Below are 16,879 nucleotides of genomic sequence, written 5' to 3'. Positions count from 1 at the left end.
GTGGTCACGACGCTCGCAATCGCGAACGAGTGGAAGACCCTCACCGCCACCTTCGCCGAGATCGGCATTCCGGTGCTGCTGTTCAACCTCGTGAGCCTGCTCGCGGGCTATTACTTGAGCCGCGCCGCGGGCCTGGACAAGCCGCTGGCCACCGCCATCGGCTACGAGATCGGCATCCACAACTCCACTCTCGCCATCTTCATCGCGGTGAGCGTGCTCGCGAGCTTTCCGCTCGCGCTGCCGGCCGCGATCTATTCGGTGGTGATGTACATCACGGCCCCTCTGTTCGGATGGCTGTTGCTGCGGCGCGGCCAGCCGGCCGCCGTGCCTGCGCGATGATGCGCGCATGGAACTGAGGCAACTGCGCTACTTCGTCAAGGTCTGCGAGCTGCGCAGCATGGGCCGCGCGGCCGTGGAGCTGGGCGTGGTCACCTCGGCGCTGAGCCAGCAGATCAGTCGCCTTGAAAGCGAACTGGCCACGCGCCTCCTGCAACGCAGCTCGACCGGCGTCACGCCCACCGATGCGGGCCTGGCGTTTTTGCAGCAGGCGCAGCTCACCTTGCGCCATGCCGACGACGCGGTGCGCGCCGCGCAGCAGGCGCGCCTGTCGGGCCATGTGAGCGTGGGCCTCGCGCCCACCACCGCCACCGTGCTCGGCGTGCCGCTGATGCGCGCGATGCAGGAGCGCTACCCCGAGGTGCGGCTGCACATGGTCGAGGCGCTCTCGGGCCACCTCACGACGATGCTGCATGCGCGCCAGCTCGACCTGGCCGTGCTGTTCCAGACCGACACGCCGCGGCGCTGGAGCGTCGCGCCGCTGCTGGCCGAAAAGCTCTTCGTGGTCGCTTCGCCCACGCTGGCCGAACGCCCCAAGGGCACCAAGGTGCGCCTGTCTCAATTGGCCGATGTGCCGCTGATCCTGCCGAGCGGCAGCCACGGCCTGCGCGCCACGCTGATGGCCGCGTTTCTCCGGGCGCGCGTCACGCCGCGCATCGTGGCCGAGGTCGATGGCCTCGCGCTCCTGATGGACGCGGTGCGCGCCGGCTACGGCGCCACCGTGCAGCCTGGCGCCGCCACCGCGCGGCACGACCGCGACGACCTCGAACTCACGCAGATCAGCGACGCCCACGTCGGCCGCCGCAACCTGCTGGTGAGCCTGTCGGACGACGAGCTCTCGCCCGCCGCACTGGCCGCGCGCGTGGTGGTCGCCGACACCGCCCGCGCCCTCGTTCGCGAGGGCCGCTGGACCGGCGCAAGTCTTCTCGAAAACTGAACACCCGTTGCCTGTTCGGGCCTTTCGCGTGAAGGCCATGCTCCCTAAAGTCTCCTGGATTCCAAGGAGACCCACGAGTGATGGATGTACTGGCAGACGTAGTGGTTGTTGGTGGCGGCAATGCCGCGCTGTGCGCCGCGCTGATGGCGCGCGAGGCCGGCGCTTCGGTGCTGCTGCTGGAAGCTTCGCCCAAGGAATGGCGCGGCGGCAATTCGCAGCACACCCGCAACCTGCGCTGCATGCACGACGCGCCGCAGGACGTGCTGGTCGATGCCTACCCTGAAGAGGAGTACTGGCAAGACCTCCTGAAAGTGACCGGCGGCCTCACCGACGAGCACCTCGCGCGCCTGGTGATCCGCGCCTCCTCGAACTGCCGCGACTGGATGCGCAGCCACGGCGTGCACTTCCAGCCGCCGCTGTCGGGTGCGCTGCACGTGGCGCGCACCAACGCCTTCTTCATGGGTGGCGGCAAGGCACTGGTGAATGCATATTTCCGCAGCGCCGAAAAGCTCGGCGTGCAGATCCGCTACGACACGCCCGTCGCCTCGGTCGAACTCGACGGCGACCGCTTCGTGGCCGTGCGCACCGAGGCCGGCGAGCGCATCGAAGCCAAGAGCTGCGTGCTCGCCTCGGGCGGCTTCGAATCGAACCGCGAATGGCTGCGCGAGGCGTGGGGCCAGAACGAGCGCGGCGAGTGGCCCGCCGACAACTTCCTCATCCGCGGCACGCGCTTCAACCAGGGCGTGCTGCTGAAGTACATGATCGCCGCGGGCGCCGACAGCATCGGCGATCCGTCGCAGGGCCACATGGTGGCCATCGATGCGCGCGCGCCGCTGTACGACGGCGGCATCTGCACGCGCATCGATTGCGTCTCGCTCGGCGTGGTGGTCAACCGCGATGCGCAGCGCTTCTACGACGAGGGCGAAGACTTCTGGCCCAAGCGCTATGCGATCTGGGGCCGGCTCGTGGCGCAGCAACCGGGGCAGATCGCCTGGTCGATCATCGACCAGAAGGCGGTCGGCCGCTTCATGCCGCCGGTGTTCACCGGTACGCAGGCCAGCACGCTCGGCGAGCTCGCGCAGAAGATCGGCCTGGACGAAGCCACGTTCGTGCGCACCGTGCAGGACTACAACGCGGCCTGCCACGTCGGCCGCTTCGACCACACGGCCCTGGACGACTGCCACACCGAAGGCATCGCGCCCGCCAAGACGCACTGGGCGCGCCCGCTCGATACCGCGCCCTTCTACGCCTACCCCGTGCGCCCCGGCATCACCTTCACGTACCTGGGCCTGAAGGTGGACGAGACCGCGGCCGTGCGCTTCGGCGGACGCGCCAGCCCCAACCTCTTCGTGGCCGGCGAAATGATGGCCGGCAACGTGCTGGGCAAGGGCTACACGGCCGGCGTGGGCATGAGCATCGGCACGGCCTTCGGCCGCATCGCCGGAACGCAGGCAGCGAAGGCCGCGAACGCGGCAAAGAACCTTTCGAAGAATTCCCCGGAGACCGCCCTTGCAGCAGCTCACTGATCTCGTCGCACGCGCCCGTGCGGATGCCGACGGCATCGGCAGCGCACCGCCCTCGCAGCGCGTGATCCCGATCCAGCCCGCCCTTCCTTTGACCGCCAGCGAGGGCGAGGTCGCGCGCATCCTGCAGATCTGCAACGCCTGCCGCTATTGCGAGGGTTTCTGCGCGGTGTTCCCCGCGATGACGCGCCGGCTCGAATTCGGCAAGGCCGACACGCACTACCTCGCGAACCTCTGCCACAACTGCGGCTCGTGCCTGCATGCCTGCCAGTACGCACCGCCGCACGAGTTCGCGGTGAACGTGCCGCAGGCGATGGCGCAGGTGCGCATGCAGACTTACCACGACTACGCGTGGCCGCCCGCGATGGGCGCGCTCTACAAGAAGGCGGGGCTCACCGTCGCGCTGGCGCTGGCCGGTGGATTGGCGCTGTTCCTCGTGCTGGCCGTCGCGATGTCGGGCTCGCTGCTGCACGAGCCGCTCGCGGGCAATTTCTACGCGATCTTTCCGCACAACTTCCTCGCGCTGGTGTTCGGCGCGGTGTTCCTCTTCGTGATGTTCGCGCTGGCCATGGGCGTGCGCCGCTTCTGGCGCGAGGTGTCGCCCGCGAACGATCCGGGCAACGCGCCCTCGATGCCCGGCGTGCGCGGCCCCGCGAGCGCCGAGGTCGCGCACGACGCGCTGCGCCTGAAGTACCTGGGCGGCGGCCACGGCGAAGGCTGCAACAACGAGGACGACCGCTTCACGCTCTGGCGCCGGCGCTTCCACCACTTCACCTTCTACGGCTTCATGCTGTGCTTCGCCTCGACCTGCGTGGCGACGCTCTACCACTACCTCTTCAACCTGCATGCGCCCTATGCGCTCACGAGCCTGCCGGTGCTGCTGGGCACTGCGGGCGGCATCGGCCTCGTGATCGGTCCCATCGGCCTCCTGTGGCTCAACCTGCGGCGCAACGCCGCGCACGGCGACGTGGCGCAGCGGCCGATGGACCGCGGCTTCATCGCGCTGCTGCTGCTCACGAGCATGACCGGCCTCGCGCTCCTCGCATGGCGCGACACGACCTTCATGGCGCTGCTGCTCGCGGTGCACCTGGGCGTGGTGATGGCGCTCTTCCTCACGCTGCCCTACGGCAAGTTCGCGCACGGCATCTTCCGCTCGGCGGCGCTGCTGAAGTTCGCGATCGAGAAACGCCTGCCCAGCCGCCTGCAACTGGGCGCCGACTGAATCGAATCAATCGAATCCTCCCCTCGAAAGGAAATCCGCGATGACAACCCCTGGCGTGCTCCAGATCCCTTCCATGAAAGACAAGTGCTCGCCCGCCGAATGGCAGGCCCGCATCGACCTGGCCGCGTGCTACCGGCTGGTCGACCTGTACGGCATGTCGGACATGATGGCCAACCACATCTCCTCGCACGTGCCGGGCGAGCACGGCGCGTTCCTCATCAACCCCTACGGGATGATGTACGAGGAGATCACCGCGTCCAGCCTCATCAAGGTCGACGCCGACGGCCGCATCCTCTCCTCGCCCGACTTCGGCGAGCTGAACTACGGCATCAACAAGGCCGGCTACGTGATCCACAGCGCCGTGCATGCCGCGCGGCCCGACGTGGCCTGCGTGATCCACACGCACAGCTGGGCGTCGATGGCGGTGTCCTCGCTCGAATGCGGACTGCTGCCGCTCACGCAGACGGCCATGCGCTTTTTGAAGATCGGCTATCACGAGTACCAGGGGGTGGTGCTCAACACCGCCGAGCAAGAGTCGCTCCTGGCCGACCTCGGCCAGAGCGAGGCGGTGATCTTTCGCAACCACGGCGCGCTCGTGGTGGGCCGCAGCGTCGGCGAAGCCTTCAACTGGATGCACCGGCTGGAGCTGGCCTGCCGCGCGCAGATCGGCGCGATGTCGTGCAACACGCCGCTCAAGGCCGTGCCGCAAGAGGTGCTCGAAGAGACCTGGAACAACTACCAGCCCGGCACCCGCCGCCCCTACGGGCTCATGGAGTGGCCCGCGCTGCTGCGCAAGCTCGACCGCATGGACCCGGGCTTTCGCGACTGAACGAACACACCGAAGAACAGCAGAGACAACGCCCCATGAAGAGAAGATTCCTCCCCGCCGTGCTCGCGGCGCTCGCAGCCGCGAGCTTCGCGCTGCCCGCGCTCGCGCAAAAATTCCCGCAGAAGCCGGTCACGCTCGTCGTTCCGTTCGCGCCCGGCGGCAACCTCGACGTCGTCGCGCGCACGCTGGCGCCGGCGTTGGGCCAGATCCTCGGCCAGTCGGTGATCGTGGACAACCGCGCGGGGGCCGGCGGCGCCATCGGCGCCTCTTACGTGGCGCGTGCGCAGCCCGACGGCTACACGCTGCTCGTGAGCACGCCGAACGCGCTCGTGGTGCTGCCACTGATGACCAAGACGACCTATGCGCTCGACAACTTCGCCCCCATCGGCCTCGCGGCCACCACGCCGCTGGTGATCGCGGTGCGCGGCCAGGGCCCGTACAAGGACATCGACGCCGTGCTCTCGGCCGCGCGCAGCAAGCCGGGCCAGGTCACGGCCGGCCATGCAGGCCCGGGCACCACCAACCACATCGCGCTGCTGCAGCTGGAGCAGGCCGGCAAGCTGAGCCTGAACACCGTGCCGTACAAGGGCTCGGCGCCTGCGCTCACCGACCTCCTGGGCGGGCAGATCGACCTCGTGGTGGACCAGCTCACGAGCTCGGCCGCGCACATCCAGTCGGGCATGTTGCGCGCGGTCGCCGTGATGTCGAAGGACCGCGACCCTGCGTTGCCCAACGTGCCCACGCTGCGCGAGGCGGGCCTGAAGGATTTCGACGCGACCACCGCGACCGGCCTGCTCGCACCCGCCAGCACACCGCCGGACGTGATCAACGCGCTCAACGCCGCGCTGCGCAAGGCCCTGGCCGACGAGACGGTCAAGCGCCGCCTCGTCTCCGTCGGCAGCCCTGGCAAGGCCTCGTCGCCCGACGAATGGCTCACGACGCTGAAGAAGGAAGACGCGAGCGCCCGGCTGCTCGCCAAGAGCGGCAAGCTCAAGGTCGATTGAGGAGACGCACGCACCATGACCCGCCACTGCCTGCCTCCCCACGACGCATTCACGCCCGTCTCCTTCGCGCTGCCGCCCGGCGCATGCGACAGCCACGCGCATGTCTTCGGCCCCTTCGACCGCTTTCCGCTGGCCGACGACCGCAGCTACACGCCGGGCGAATACCCCGGCGCGGCCTTCATCGCGCACCTCGACCGGCTGGGCCTCACGCGCGGCGTGCTGGTGACCGGCAGCGCGAGCGGCACCGACAACGGTGCGGTGCTCGCCGCGCTCGCGCAGTACCCCGACCGCCTGCGCGGCATCGCCGTGCCGCAGGCGGACACCACCGACGCGGAACTCGACCGCTGGCATGCGGCGGGCATCCGCGGCGTGCGCTTCAACCTCTTCAAGCGCGACGGCCATGCCGTGTACCGCAACGGCGTGGGCATCGAGGTGCTCGAAGCGCTGGCGCCGCGTCTCGCGGAGCGCGGCTGGCACGCGCAGATCTGGATCCATGCGCCCGACCTCGTCGAGCTCGCGCCACGGCTTCTCGGCCTCGGCCTGCCACTGGTCATCGATCACATGGGCCGCATGGCGGCCTCGCGCGGCATCGATGATGCGGGCTTTCGCACGCTGTGCCGCCTGCTCGCGGAAGGCAAGGCATGGACCAAGATTTCGGGCGCCGACCGCAACACCGGCATGGGTCCGCCCTACAGCGACATCGACCCCTTCGCCGCCGCGCTGCTCGAGGCCAACGCCGAGCGCGTGGTGTGGGGCACCGACTGGCCGCACATCAACTACTTCGAAGCGCAGCAGGTGCCCGACGACGGCGCCCTGGTGAACCTCCTCGCGCGCTGGCTGCCCGACGAAGCGATGCGCAAGCGCGTGCTGGTCGACAACCCGGCGGCGCTGTACGACTTTCCCCCGCCCAAGTAGAGACAGAGACGACAGAACCCAAGGATCAGAAAAATGAATCGAGACAAGCCTTCCTCCTCTTCCTCCTTCCTGCTGCGCAAGCTCATGGGCACGGCCACCGCCGTGCTGCTGGCCGCGGGCCTGGCCGCCGCGCCGCGTGCCAATGCGCAATCCGCGTACCCCAGCAAACCCGTGCGCGTGGTCGTCGCCTTCACCGCGGGCGGCACCACTGACATCCTCGCGCGCGCCGTGACGCAGCAGATGTCCGAGAAGCTGGGTCAGCCCTTCGTCATCGACAACAAGCCCGGCGGCGGCGGCAACATCGGCACCGAGTTCGTGGTGCGCGCGCCAGCCGACGGCTACACGCTCATCGTCAATTCGGTGGGCCCGATGGCCGTGAACCAGACGCTCTACAAGAACATGACCTACGACCCGCTCGCCGACCTCGTGCCGGTGGTGCAGATCGCCGACGTGCCCAACGTGCTGGTCGTGAACCCCGAGGTGCCCGCCAAGACGATGGAGGAGTTCATCGCCTACGCCAAGGCCAACCCCAACAAGCTGAACTACGGCTCGACGGGCATCGGCACCTCCTCGCACCTGTCGAGCTACATGCTCAGCAAGCGCATCGGCGCCGAGACGCTGCACGTGCCCTACAAGGGCGCCAATGCGCTGACCGACCTGCTCGCGGGGCGCATCCAGTTCATGTTCGCGACCATTCCCTCGGTCATCTCGCACATCCGCGCGGGCAAGCTGCGCGCCATCGCGGTGAGCAGCCTGAAGCGCTCGCGTTCGCTGCCCGACGTGCCGACCGTGGCCGAGAAGGGCTTCGCCGGGTTCTCCGCGGGCTCGTGGTTCGGCTTCTTCGCGCCCAAGGGCACGCCGGCGCCGGTGATCGCGCTGCTCAACAAACAGGTGAACGACGCGCTGCCTTCGCTCGAAGCGCAGATGATCCGCGAGGGCGCGGACCCGGTCGGCGGCACGCCCGAGCAGTTCGGCAAGTTCACGCGGCAGGAGTACGAGAAATGGAAAGTGATCGTGCGCGAGTCGGGCGCGACGGCCGAATGAGTTCCCCGCTGCGCATTCTGATGACGCCCGCGGCCGCGCAGCAGGCCGGCGCGGGTCTTGGCGAAGCGCTCGGCGGCCGCGCGCACGTGGTGGTGAAGCCGGGAGACGATGCGGACGTCGCCTTCGTCTCGCGCGACGTGACCGGCCTCTCGACCAAGCACCAGGTGCTGCCGCACACGCAGCAGTTTCACGATGCCCTGCGCGGCGCGCCATCGCTGCGCTGGGTGCATGCGCATTCGGCGGGCGCCGACCGGCCCGTGTACGGCGAACTGCGCGCACGCGGCGTCGAAGTGACCACCTCGTCGGGCGCCAACGCGGGCGTGGTCGTGCAGACCGCGCTGGCCGGCGTGCTGATGCTGGCGCGCAACTTTGCGCAATTGCTCGCGGCGCAACGCGAGAAGACCTGGGCGCCGCTCGTGGGCAGCGGCCTGCCGCGCGACCTGGCCGGGCAAACGGCGGTGATCGTCGGCTGGGGGCCGATCGGGCAAGGCCTCGGCGCGCTGCTCACCGCATTGGGCCTGCGCGTGATCGCCGTGCGCAGCAGCGCGGGTGCCGACAGCGTGCGCTTCGAGGACATCCACACCGTGCTGCCGCGCGCCGACTGGCTGTTGCTCGCCTGCCCGCTGACCGATCGCACGCGCGGCCTCGTCGATGCGGCCGCGCTCGCGTTGCTGCCGCCCGGTGCGCGGCTCGTGAACGTCTCGCGCGGCGAGGTCGTCGATGAACCTGCGCTCATCGCGGCGCTGCGCAGCGGCGCGCTCTCCGGCGCCTACCTCGACGTGTTCGCGCACGAGCCCCTGCCGGCCGACTCGCCGTTGTGGGACATGCCGAACGTGATCGTCACGCCCCACACCGCCGGCCACTCGGACGGCAACGAGGCGCGCGTCGCCGCGCTCTTTCGCGACAACCTGAAACGCTGGAACGAAGGCCAGCCGCTGCTGAACCGCGTGGCCTGACGCCATCCCCTTCTCAAACAACAACAGCAAGACACGACCATGAACCGAAAGAATTTCCTCCGCACCGCCATCGCCACGCTGATGCTCGCGGCCGGCGCAGCCTCCGCCGCCGACTGGCCCACCAAGCCCATCACCCTCATCGTCCCCTTCGTGGCGGGCGGCACCACCGACATCGTCGCGCGCACCATCGGCCAGAAGCTCTCCGAGGCGCTCAAGCAGCCGGTGATCATCGACAACCGCGGCGGCGCGGGCGGCACCGTGGGCGCGACCATCGCCTCGAAGGCGCCGGCCGACGGCTACACGCTGTTCCTGGCCACCATCGCGCATTCGATCGCGCCGGGCCTCTACAAGAAGCTCGCCTACGACTTCCAGCGCGACTTCGATCCGGTCGCGCTCGCGGCCTCCACGCCCAACGTGCTGATCGTCAACGACAAGGTGCCCGCGAAAACGGTGGCCGAGCTCGTGGCGTACATCAAGGCGAACCCCGGCAAGGTCAATTTCGGCTCGGCCGGCAACGGCAGCACCGAGCACATCTCGGGTGAGCTCTTCCGCTCGATGACGAAAACCGACATCGTGCACGTGCCCTACAAGGGCGGCGCGCCGATGATGGCCGACCTCATGGGCGGGCAGATCCAGATGGCCATCGAGACCAGCCCCTCGGCCTCGCCGCACGTCAAGGCCGGCAAGGTGCATGCGCTGGCCGTGACGACGAAGACGCGTTCGCCCGCCTACCCCGGCGTGCCCACGCTGGACGAGGCCGGCCTCAAGGGCTACGACATGACGACGTGGTTCGCATTGATGGCCCCGCACGGCACGCCGCCCGAGATCGTGCAGCGCCTGAACACCGAGCTGGCGCGCGCGGTGCAGCAGCCCGATGTGGTCAAGCGCTTCGAGGAACAGGGCGTGACGGCCGGCAACATGAAGCCCGCGGAGCTTTCGAAATTCATTGCGAGCGAGACGACCAAGTGGGTCAAGGTGGCGAAGGAAGCCGGCGCGACAGCCGAGTAACGGAGCCGAGTCAGACATAGCCCTACGGCGACGACGGAAACCCGCTTGCCGGGGGCGGGGCCCGTTGTCTGCAGAATAGGAGGCCATGCATGTTCGAAAAGCGGCGCTCGCCGCCCTCCCCCTCCTCCTTTCCCTTTCCGGCTTCCTCCCCCCCGCTTCAGCCGCCTCGATGCCCGATGACCCCGCGGCCTCCGCCGCCGCGGATGCGCGCGTCGAATCGCTGATCGCGCGCATGACCGTCGAGGAAAAGGCCGGCCAGCTGAGCCTCTACGGCCCGGCCGACATCAACATCCCCAACAACCCGCAGGACGCATGGCGCAACGGCCAGCAGGAGACGGCCGACGTGCGCGCCGGGCGCCTCACCGGCCTCTTCAACAACGCCGGCCTCGAAGGCAAGCTGCGGCTGCAGCAGATCGCGGTGCGCGAATCGCGCCTCGGTATTCCGCTGATCTTCGGCGCCGACGTGATCCACGGCTTTCGCACGATCTTTCCGATGCCGCTGGCCGAGGCTTCCAGCTGGGAGCCGGCGCTGGCCGAACGCACCACGCGCGCGGCGGCGGTCGAGGCCACGGCCGACGGCTTTCGCTGGACCTTCGCGCCGATGGTGGACATCGCGCGCGACGCGCGCTGGGGCCGCGGCCTCGAAGGCGTGGGCGAAGACCCGTTCCTCGCACGCCAGTTCGCGGCCGCGCGGGTGCGCGGCTTCCAGGGCAGCAATCTCTCGAACGCCGATTCGATGCTCGCCACGCCCAAGCACTTCGCGGCCTACGGCGCGGCCGAGGGCGGGCTGGACTACAACGCGAGCGACATCTCCGAGCGCACGCTGCGGGAGGTGTACCTGCCGCCATTCCGCGCGGCCATCGACGCGGGCGCGCTCTCGGTCATGAGCGCCTTCAACGAGATCGGCGGCATTCCCTCGACTGCGAACCCGGCGCTGCTCACCGGCGTGCTGCGCGACGAATGGAAGTTCAAGGGCTTCGTGGTCTCCGACTTCACGGCCGACGAGGAACTCATCGAGCACGGCTACGCGGCCAACGGCCGCGAGGCCGCCAAGATGGCCTTCATGGCCGGCACCGACATGAGCATGCAGAGCGGGCTCTACATGCGCCACCTGCCCGACCTCGTGGCCTCGGGCGAAGTGCCGATGGCGCGGCTCGACGAAGCGGTGCGCCGCGTGCTGCGCGTCAAGCAGAAACTGGGCCTCTTCGACGATCCGTTTCGCGGCCTCGATGGCCCGCCCGCCGCCCAGCGCACCGAGAACCCCGAGTTCATCGCGCTTGCCCGCGAGGACGCGCGCCGCTCCATCGTCATGCTCAAGAACGAGGCCAAGCTCTTGCCGCTGCCCAAGGCCGGTACGAAGATCGCGCTGATCGGCCCGTTCTCCGAAGGCACGAAGGACCTGATGGGCTCGTGGAGCCTGTTCCCGGGCCAGTCGGCGCCGGTGGGCATCGACGAAGGCCTGCGCGCCGCGCTCGGGCCCGATTCCTCGGTGACGATCGTTCGCGGCTCGAACGTCGAGTCGCCGCTGCCCGGCGGCATCGAGGCCGCGGTGGCCGCGGCGCGCAACGCCGACGTGGTGGTGCTGGCCATCGGCGAGAGCCAGAAGATGTCGGGCGAGTCGCGCTCGCGCAGCGACATCGGCCTGCCGCAGCCCCAGCAGGACCTGGCCGAAGCGGTGGCCGCGACCGGCAAGCCAGTCGTCGTGCTCCTGAGCAACGGCCGCGCGATGGCGCTCAAGGGCGCGGTGCGCAATGCGCGCGCCATTCTCGTGACCTGGTTCCTCGGCGTGCAGACGGGCCACGCCATCGCCGACGTGGTGTTCGGCGACTTCAACCCTTCGGGCCGTCTGCCGGTGAGTTTTCCGCAGACCGCCGGCCAGGTGCCCTACTACTACGCCCACAAGCGCACCGGGCGCCCCACGCCCGAAGGCGCGCCGGGCACGTCGTTCAAGACGCGCTATGTCGATGCGACGAACGAGGCGCTCTACCCCTTCGGCTTCGGCATCGGCTACGCGCCGGTGCGCTACGACAACGTCGAGCTGAGCCAGGAGCGCATGACCCTGGGCGACACGCTGCGCGTGCGCGCCACCGTCACCAACACCGGCATGCGCGAGGCCGAGGAGGTGGTGCAGCTGTACCTCTCGGAGCGCGCCGCGAGCGTGACGCGGCCGGTGCGCGAGCTCAAGGGCTTCCAGAAGGTGCGCATCGAGCCGGGCACCTCGAAGGTGGTCGAGTTCACGCTCGCCGCGGCCGACATGGCCTTCATCGGCCGCGACATGAAGCCCGTGGTCGAGCCGGGCGAGTTCGACCTGTGGGTGGCGCCTTCGGCCGCGAGCGGCATCCGAAAGCGCTTCGTGCTCACCCGTGAATGAACCGCGAATGAAACGCGGGTGACCCGCCAGTGAGCCGCCAGTGAGCCGCGCGGCTTACTCGCCGCTGCCAGTCGCGGAAGGCAGGTTCGCCGACGCCACCGGCGGCTGCACCTGCGACTCGAGGATCTCGGTCGGGTGCATCGCGTTGTTGGCGCGCACGGCCTCGGCCTGGACCTGCGCGCGGTCGGCGCCCGACACCGGCCGCTGCACCTGCGATTCGAGGATCTCGGTCGCGTGCATGCTGTTGTTGGCACGCATGGCGTCCTCGGCCACCGCGTCGCGCGACTGGGTGGAGTGCGACATCTGCGGATAGTCGGGGTCGCCGCGCCCGCCCGCGTGCGCGAGCGAGGCCAGCACCAGCGCCGGTGCGGCGGCAATGCAAAGGACTGCGGTACGAACTCTCATGGGTGTCTCCTGGAGTGGTTGGTTTTTTCACTCTAGGACGACCCACTTAGGCGCCGATGACGAGTTGCTTAGACCCGCGTGAGAAGGCGCGCCGGCGTGTGCGCCCTCCCGCGCGTTGCCGGCCTCAGTCGAACACGCCCGTGAACGCCACGCGGCTCACCGCGCCCGAGCTGCTCACGCCCACGCCCAGTGTGACGCTGTAGCGGCCGTCTTCGGAAGTGCGGCGCAGCGACCCGCCCATCGCGCTTTCGCTGCGGAAGTTGCCCAGGCCCACGGCATAGCTGACCTTGCCGGGCACGAGGGGTGCGGCTTCCATCGCCGCGACGCCCGCGATGCCCGCGAAGGCGCGCCGCGAGTTCTCGTCCAGCTGGTTCTGCAGGCGCGCGGCCGTGAAGTCGGTGTAGGCCTTGCCGAACGGCAGGCCCTGCGCGGCGATGGTGTCGGTGTAGGCGTTGGCCGAGGCCACGCCGTTCTGCACCATGCCCTGCACCTGGCCCACGTTGGTCGCGTCGGTCGGCACGCTGCCGGGCGCCACGCCGGTGAGCTGGCGGTTGCCCAGCGCCACTTCGCCGGCCGACGACTGCAGGCCCGCCATGCCCGTGGCCAGGTAGTTGGTTTGCGCGCCGCGCGTGGTCACGCTGCCCGCGCCCAGCGCCACGCTGTTGGCGTGCTGCACCACCGCGTTGGCACCCAGCGCGATACCCCCATCGGCCTGCGCCTGCGCGCCGCTGCCGATGGCCATCGCGTTGTCGGCGTTGGCGCGGGCCGAGGCGCCGATCGACAGCGTCTGGTTCGCGTTGACGTACACGCCCGCATCGTTGCCGATGGCGATGTTGGCGTTGCCGCTCACGTGCGCGCCGGCGCCGTTGCCCTGCGCCGCGTTGTCGTTGCCCGTCACGCCCTGCCCGGCGGTCGCGCCGAAGGCCTGGTTGCGGTTGCCCTGCACGCCGCCGCCCGCGCCCTGGCCCATCGCCAGGTTGTTGTTGCCCGAGACCTGCGCGCCGGCCATCTGGCCCGAGGCCTGGTTGCCCGAGCCCTTGACGCCGCCGCCCGCGCCTTCGCCGGTGGAGATGTTGTTGCTGCCGTTCACGTCGCGGCCCGCGCCGTTGCCGTAGGCCTGGTTGCCATTGCCCGTGACGTTGCCCCCGGCGCTGGTGCCGTAGGCCTCGTTGTCGGAGCCGGTGACGTGCTGGCCGGCGTTGGAGCCGGTGGCGTCGTTGCGGTTGCCGGTGACGAACTGGCCCGCGGCATATCCGTTGGAGTTGTTGTAGTCGCCGGTGACGTTCTCGCCGGCGCTGCGGCCCATGGTCTGGTTCCAGCCGCCGACCACGTCGGTGCCGGCGTAGTAGCCGATCGCCTGGTTCGCGTTCTTGCCCGACACGTTGGTGCCCGCGCCTTCGCCGATGGCCAGGTTCCAGTTGGTGCTGACGTTGTTGCCCGCGCCGTTGCCCATCGAGATGTCGCTGCTGCCGGTCACGTTCTTGCCGGCGTTGGTGCCGATGGCCGTGTTCTCGCTGCCCGTGACGTTGCTGCCGGCGCCGTTGCCCATCGCGTTGTTGTTGCTGCCCGCGACGGCCATGCCGGCGTTGGTGCCGGTGGAGTTGTTGTCCGAGCCGGTCACGCCGCTGCCGGCGTGAAAGCCCGTCGCGTTGTTGTGGTTGCCCGTGACGTTGTCGCCGGCGCTGCGGCCGAAGGACTGGTTCCAGCCGCCCTTCACGTCGGTGCCCGCCTGGAAGCCGATGGCCTGGTTGGCGTTGTCGCCGCTCACGTTGGTGCCCGCGCCGTCGCCGATGGCCAGGTTGTACTTGGTGCTGACGTTGTTGCCGGTGCCGGTGCCCATCGCCTGGTTGTTGGTGCCGGTGACGCCGGTCGTGCCCGTGCCGGTGCCGATGCCCAGGTTGGACTTGGCCGGGTCCCAGGTGATGGTCTGGGCATGGGCCAGGCCCATACCCATGCCCATGCCGGAGCCGAGCGCGACGGCCAGCCCGACCAGGGCTGCGCCGCGCGTTGCGCGCTTGTGTTTCATGCTTCTCCTCTGTGTTGTCGTTGCGGGCGCGTTCAGACCGCCGCGAGATGCAGCGCCATCGCCGGATCGCTCACGCTCGGCTTGCCGGTTTCGACGCGGCCCGAGAAGCGGCGCTCGAAGTTGTCGGCGGCGACGGTGAAGTCGTACCAGTGGCCGCTGTCTTCCAGGTTCCAGTGCAGCAGGCCCGTGGCGCCCGCGGCCACGTCGAGCGACCAGGGACCGTCGGCGCGATAGGCGTTGGCCTTGACCGAGACGGTGCCGCTGCCCGTGCCGGTGTTGTGCACCTTCACGTAGACCTGGCCCGCGGCCGGGTCGTAGCAGACCTGCACCTCGGGCTTGAAGGCCGCGGTGTCGGTGGCCAGCGCGTCGCCCTTGAAGGTGCGCACGAAGCCGTTGCTGCTGTACACCCACAGCTCGTACTTGCCGCTGTCGGTGGCGCCGGCGTTCCAGAAGTCGGTCAGCTGCTTGCCTGCTTCCACGGTGTAGCGGCGCGGGATGCGGTCCAGGTGCAGCTTGTCGTAGACGTGGAACACCGCGCCCTGGTCGCCGGTGTTGCTGAAGATCAGCGACACGAGGCCGCGCGTCTCGATGCGCGCGCTGGTGTGCAGTTCGTAGGGCAGCGCGCGCGAGAAGCGCGTGCCGGTTTCCTGGAAGAGCGGCTGCGGCGTGACCGGGGCCTTGGTGATGACGCCCGTGTTGGCCAGCGCCTTCTGCGCCAGGTTGATCGCGGGATAGCCGCTCGTGTCGGGCAGCTTGGGCACGACCGGATCGTTCGGGCTCACGAAGTCGAAGCACGAGGTGAGGTCGCCGCTGACCGCGCGGTGCCACGGGCTGATGGCGTCGATCGTGATGCCGAAGCGCTTTTCCAGGAAGCGGCCCATCGAGGTGTGGTCGAACACCTGCGAATCGACCCAGCCGCCCTTGCTCCACGGCGACACCACGTACATCGGCACGCGCGCGCTCAGGCCCCAGGGGCGCGTCTTGCCGCTGGTGGTGTCGGCGGCGTTCAGGTAGCTGCCAACCGAGGCGTCGAAATACTCGCCGTCCAGCGGCACGGTGGACTTGCCCATCAGCTCGCCGCTCGCGCTGTACGACGGCACCGACGGCATCGCCATGTGGTCGAAGAAACCGTCGTTCTCGTCGAAGGTGACGAAGAGCGCCGTCTTGCTCCACACCGCGGGGTTGGAAGTGAGCGCGCTCAGCACGTCCGAGACGAAGTCGGCCGCGCCGGCCGTGCCTTCGCTGCTGCCCGGGTGCTCGGCCAGCGCCTGCGTGGGCAGCACCCATGAGACTTGCGGAAGGGTGTCGTTCATCACGTCCTGCTTGAGCTGGGCGAGGAAGTTGACCGCGCCGTCGGCCGCCGCGGGGCCACCCGTCAAGCCGTGCTCATAGATCGGCGAGCCCGGCTGCGCGGTGCGGAAGCTCTCGAAGGCCAGGCACCCGTTCATGGCGCCCGTCCAGTTGTTGTTCATGTTCTGGTAGATGTGCCAGGTGATGCCCGCCTTCTGCAGCACGTCCGGCAGCGTGTCCCACTTGAAGGAGTTGTTGACGTACTTGTAGTTGTAGGCACCCGAGGTCGGGTCGGTCTGGCCCGTGCCGTCGGTCTTCTGCGCGCGGCCCGCGACCCAGTTGGAGGGGCTGGGCCAGCAGCGCGAGTTCACCGGCTCCGAATCGGTGTCCGTGCTGTTGATGCCCTTCTTGCGCAACTCGGGGTTGAAGTTGGAGCCCGACCAGAAGATGACGCGGTTCGGATCGGTGCCGGTGAGGATGGAGCAGTGGTAGCTGTCGCAGAGCGTGAAGGCATCGGCCAGCGCGAACTGGAACGGGATGTCTTCGCGCAGGTAATAGCCCATCGTCACCTGGTTCTTGAACTGGATCCAGCGGTCCATCTTTCCCTGGTTCCATGCGCCCTGCATGTCGGGAAAGCTGTGCGGCGCGCCCGAGCCGATCAGCGCATTGGCGATCGTGGAGTCGCGGCGGAAGGGCTGGATCTCCGGGCCGCCGACGACGGTGTTGGGCTGGAAGAACACCGGCTTGCCGTTGGCCAGCGGAATCGGGAAACGGTCGCCGAAACCGCGCACGCCGCGCAGGGTGCCGAAGTAGTGGTCGAAGCTGCGGTTCTCCTGCATCAGGATCACGATGTGCTTGATGTCGTTGATGGTGCCGGTGTCGACGGCGGCCTCGATGGCCAGCGCCTTGCGGATGACGGGCGGCAGCATCGTCATTGCCGAGGCGGCGCCGATGGCGCCGGCCGACTTGCGGAAGAAATCGCGACGGTTGGGGGTGTTCATGGGTGGTCTTTC

General features: G+C 69.1%; 13 protein-coding genes and 1 pseudogene. 11 read left to right on the top strand and 3 right to left on the bottom strand.

From position 1 onward, the window contains the following. The 11 genes and pseudogenes from JC881_RS30995 to JC881_RS30945 all read left to right on the top strand — a co-directional run. Positions 1-339 (top strand): annotated as a pseudogene (locus JC881_RS30995) (bile acid:sodium symporter family protein); the annotation flags it as partial. Between the two features lie 7 nt (positions 340-346). After that, on the top strand, positions 347-1,273 hold the full coding sequence (locus JC881_RS30990; protein WP_198789603.1) for a LysR family transcriptional regulator: 927 nt from the start codon (positions 347-349) through the stop codon (positions 1,271-1,273). A gap of 89 nt (positions 1,274-1,362) precedes the next feature. Next, positions 1,363-2,799: an FAD-dependent tricarballylate dehydrogenase TcuA gene (tcuA, locus tag JC881_RS30985; RefSeq protein WP_198789610.1), complete on the top strand. Its 1,437-nt coding sequence runs from the start codon at positions 1,363-1,365 to the stop codon at positions 2,797-2,799. Continuing rightward, complete coding sequence (gene tcuB, locus JC881_RS30980; protein WP_269823229.1) at positions 2,783-4,018, top strand: tricarballylate utilization 4Fe-4S protein TcuB; 1,236 nt, start codon at positions 2,783-2,785, stop codon at positions 4,016-4,018. The genes tcuA and tcuB overlap by 17 nt, the downstream gene beginning before the upstream one ends. Positions 4,019-4,058: 40 nt before the next feature. Next, a complete protein-coding gene (locus JC881_RS30975) occupies positions 4,059-4,847 on the top strand; it encodes a class II aldolase/adducin family protein (RefSeq protein WP_198789602.1) in 789 nt (262 codons plus the stop codon). Between the two features lie 35 nt (positions 4,848-4,882). Then, the gene (locus JC881_RS30970; RefSeq protein WP_198789601.1) at positions 4,883-5,851 is read left to right on the top strand and encodes a tripartite tricarboxylate transporter substrate binding protein; all 969 of its coding nucleotides are present in this window, start codon (positions 4,883-4,885) and stop codon (positions 5,849-5,851) included. Positions 5,852-5,866: 15 nt separating this feature from the next. Further along, on the top strand, positions 5,867-6,766 hold the full coding sequence (locus JC881_RS30965; RefSeq protein ID WP_198789600.1) for an amidohydrolase family protein: 900 nt from the start codon (positions 5,867-5,869) through the stop codon (positions 6,764-6,766). 84 nt (positions 6,767-6,850) lie between these two features. After that, positions 6,851-7,810 (top strand): Bug family tripartite tricarboxylate transporter substrate binding protein, encoded by a 960-nt coding sequence (locus tag JC881_RS30960; RefSeq protein ID WP_198789609.1) that lies wholly within the window; start codon positions 6,851-6,853, stop codon positions 7,808-7,810. After that, on the top strand, positions 7,807-8,766 hold the full coding sequence (locus tag JC881_RS30955; RefSeq protein WP_198789599.1) for a D-2-hydroxyacid dehydrogenase: 960 nt from the start codon (positions 7,807-7,809) through the stop codon (positions 8,764-8,766). Before JC881_RS30960 ends, JC881_RS30955 begins: the two co-directional genes overlap by 4 nt. Before the next feature lie 39 nt (positions 8,767-8,805). Next, positions 8,806-9,774 carry a tripartite tricarboxylate transporter substrate binding protein gene (locus tag JC881_RS30950; RefSeq protein ID WP_198789598.1) on the top strand — a complete coding sequence of 323 codons (969 nt, stop codon included), beginning with the start codon at positions 8,806-8,808 and terminating at the stop codon, positions 9,772-9,774. 169 nt (positions 9,775-9,943) lie between these two features. Then, positions 9,944-12,145, top strand: a complete 2,202-nt coding sequence (locus tag JC881_RS30945) for a glycoside hydrolase family 3 N-terminal domain-containing protein (protein WP_233102143.1) — start codon at positions 9,944-9,946, stop codon at positions 12,143-12,145. Between the two features lie 54 nt (positions 12,146-12,199). On the opposite strand, the gene JC881_RS30940 is transcribed toward JC881_RS30945, so the two are convergent. The 3 genes from JC881_RS30940 to JC881_RS30930 all read right to left on the bottom strand — a co-directional run bounded on the left by JC881_RS30940 (position 12,200) and on the right by JC881_RS30930 (position 16,867). Then, positions 12,200-12,550 carry a hypothetical protein gene (locus tag JC881_RS30940; protein WP_198789596.1) on the bottom strand — a complete coding sequence of 117 codons (351 nt, stop codon included), beginning with the start codon at positions 12,548-12,550 and terminating at the stop codon, positions 12,200-12,202. 124 nt (positions 12,551-12,674) lie between these two features. Next, positions 12,675-14,576 (bottom strand): YadA family autotransporter adhesin, encoded by a 1,902-nt coding sequence (locus JC881_RS30935; protein ID WP_198789595.1) that lies wholly within the window; start codon positions 14,574-14,576, stop codon positions 12,675-12,677. 32 nt (positions 14,577-14,608) lie between these two features. Continuing rightward, positions 14,609-16,867, bottom strand: coding sequence for a phosphocholine-specific phospholipase C (locus JC881_RS30930; protein ID WP_198789594.1), 2,259 nt, complete (start codon positions 16,865-16,867; stop codon positions 14,609-14,611). Positions 16,868-16,879: the final 12 nt, after the last annotated feature.

Origin of the sequence: Variovorax sp. IB41 (genome assembly GCF_016405905.1) — a bacterium.
Lineage (GTDB): Bacteria > Pseudomonadota > Gammaproteobacteria > Burkholderiales > Burkholderiaceae_C > Variovorax.
The sequence above is the reverse complement of the archived record's forward strand: the minus strand, read 5'-3'. Positions and strand labels throughout refer to the sequence as shown.

Excerpts from the sequence above, each read along its gene's own strand:
- JC881_RS30990 (WP_198789603.1), top strand. The coding sequence starts at position 347 with ATGGAACTGAGGCAACTGCGCTACTTCGTCAAGGTCTGCGAGCTGCGC.
- JC881_RS30975 (WP_198789602.1), top strand. The coding sequence starts at position 4,059 with ATGACAACCCCTGGCGTGCTCCAGATCCCTTCCATGAAAGACAAGTGC.
- JC881_RS30970 (WP_198789601.1), top strand. The coding sequence starts at position 4,883 with ATGAAGAGAAGATTCCTCCCCGCCGTGCTCGCGGCGCTCGCAGCCGCG.
- JC881_RS30965 (WP_198789600.1), top strand. The coding sequence starts at position 5,867 with ATGACCCGCCACTGCCTGCCTCCCCACGACGCATTCACGCCCGTCTCC.
- JC881_RS30960 (WP_198789609.1), top strand. The coding sequence starts at position 6,851 with ATGGGCACGGCCACCGCCGTGCTGCTGGCCGCGGGCCTGGCCGCCGCG.
- JC881_RS30955 (WP_198789599.1), top strand. The coding sequence starts at position 7,807 with ATGAGTTCCCCGCTGCGCATTCTGATGACGCCCGCGGCCGCGCAGCAG.
- JC881_RS30950 (WP_198789598.1), top strand. The coding sequence starts at position 8,806 with ATGAACCGAAAGAATTTCCTCCGCACCGCCATCGCCACGCTGATGCTC.
- JC881_RS30945 (WP_233102143.1), top strand. The coding sequence starts at position 9,944 with ATGCCCGATGACCCCGCGGCCTCCGCCGCCGCGGATGCGCGCGTCGAA.
- JC881_RS30940 (WP_198789596.1), bottom strand. The coding sequence starts at position 12,550 with ATGAGAGTTCGTACCGCAGTCCTTTGCATTGCCGCCGCACCGGCGCTG.
- JC881_RS30935 (WP_198789595.1), bottom strand. The coding sequence starts at position 14,576 with ATGAAACACAAGCGCGCAACGCGCGGCGCAGCCCTGGTCGGGCTGGCC.
- JC881_RS30930 (WP_198789594.1), bottom strand. The coding sequence starts at position 16,867 with ATGAACACCCCCAACCGTCGCGATTTCTTCCGCAAGTCGGCCGGCGCC.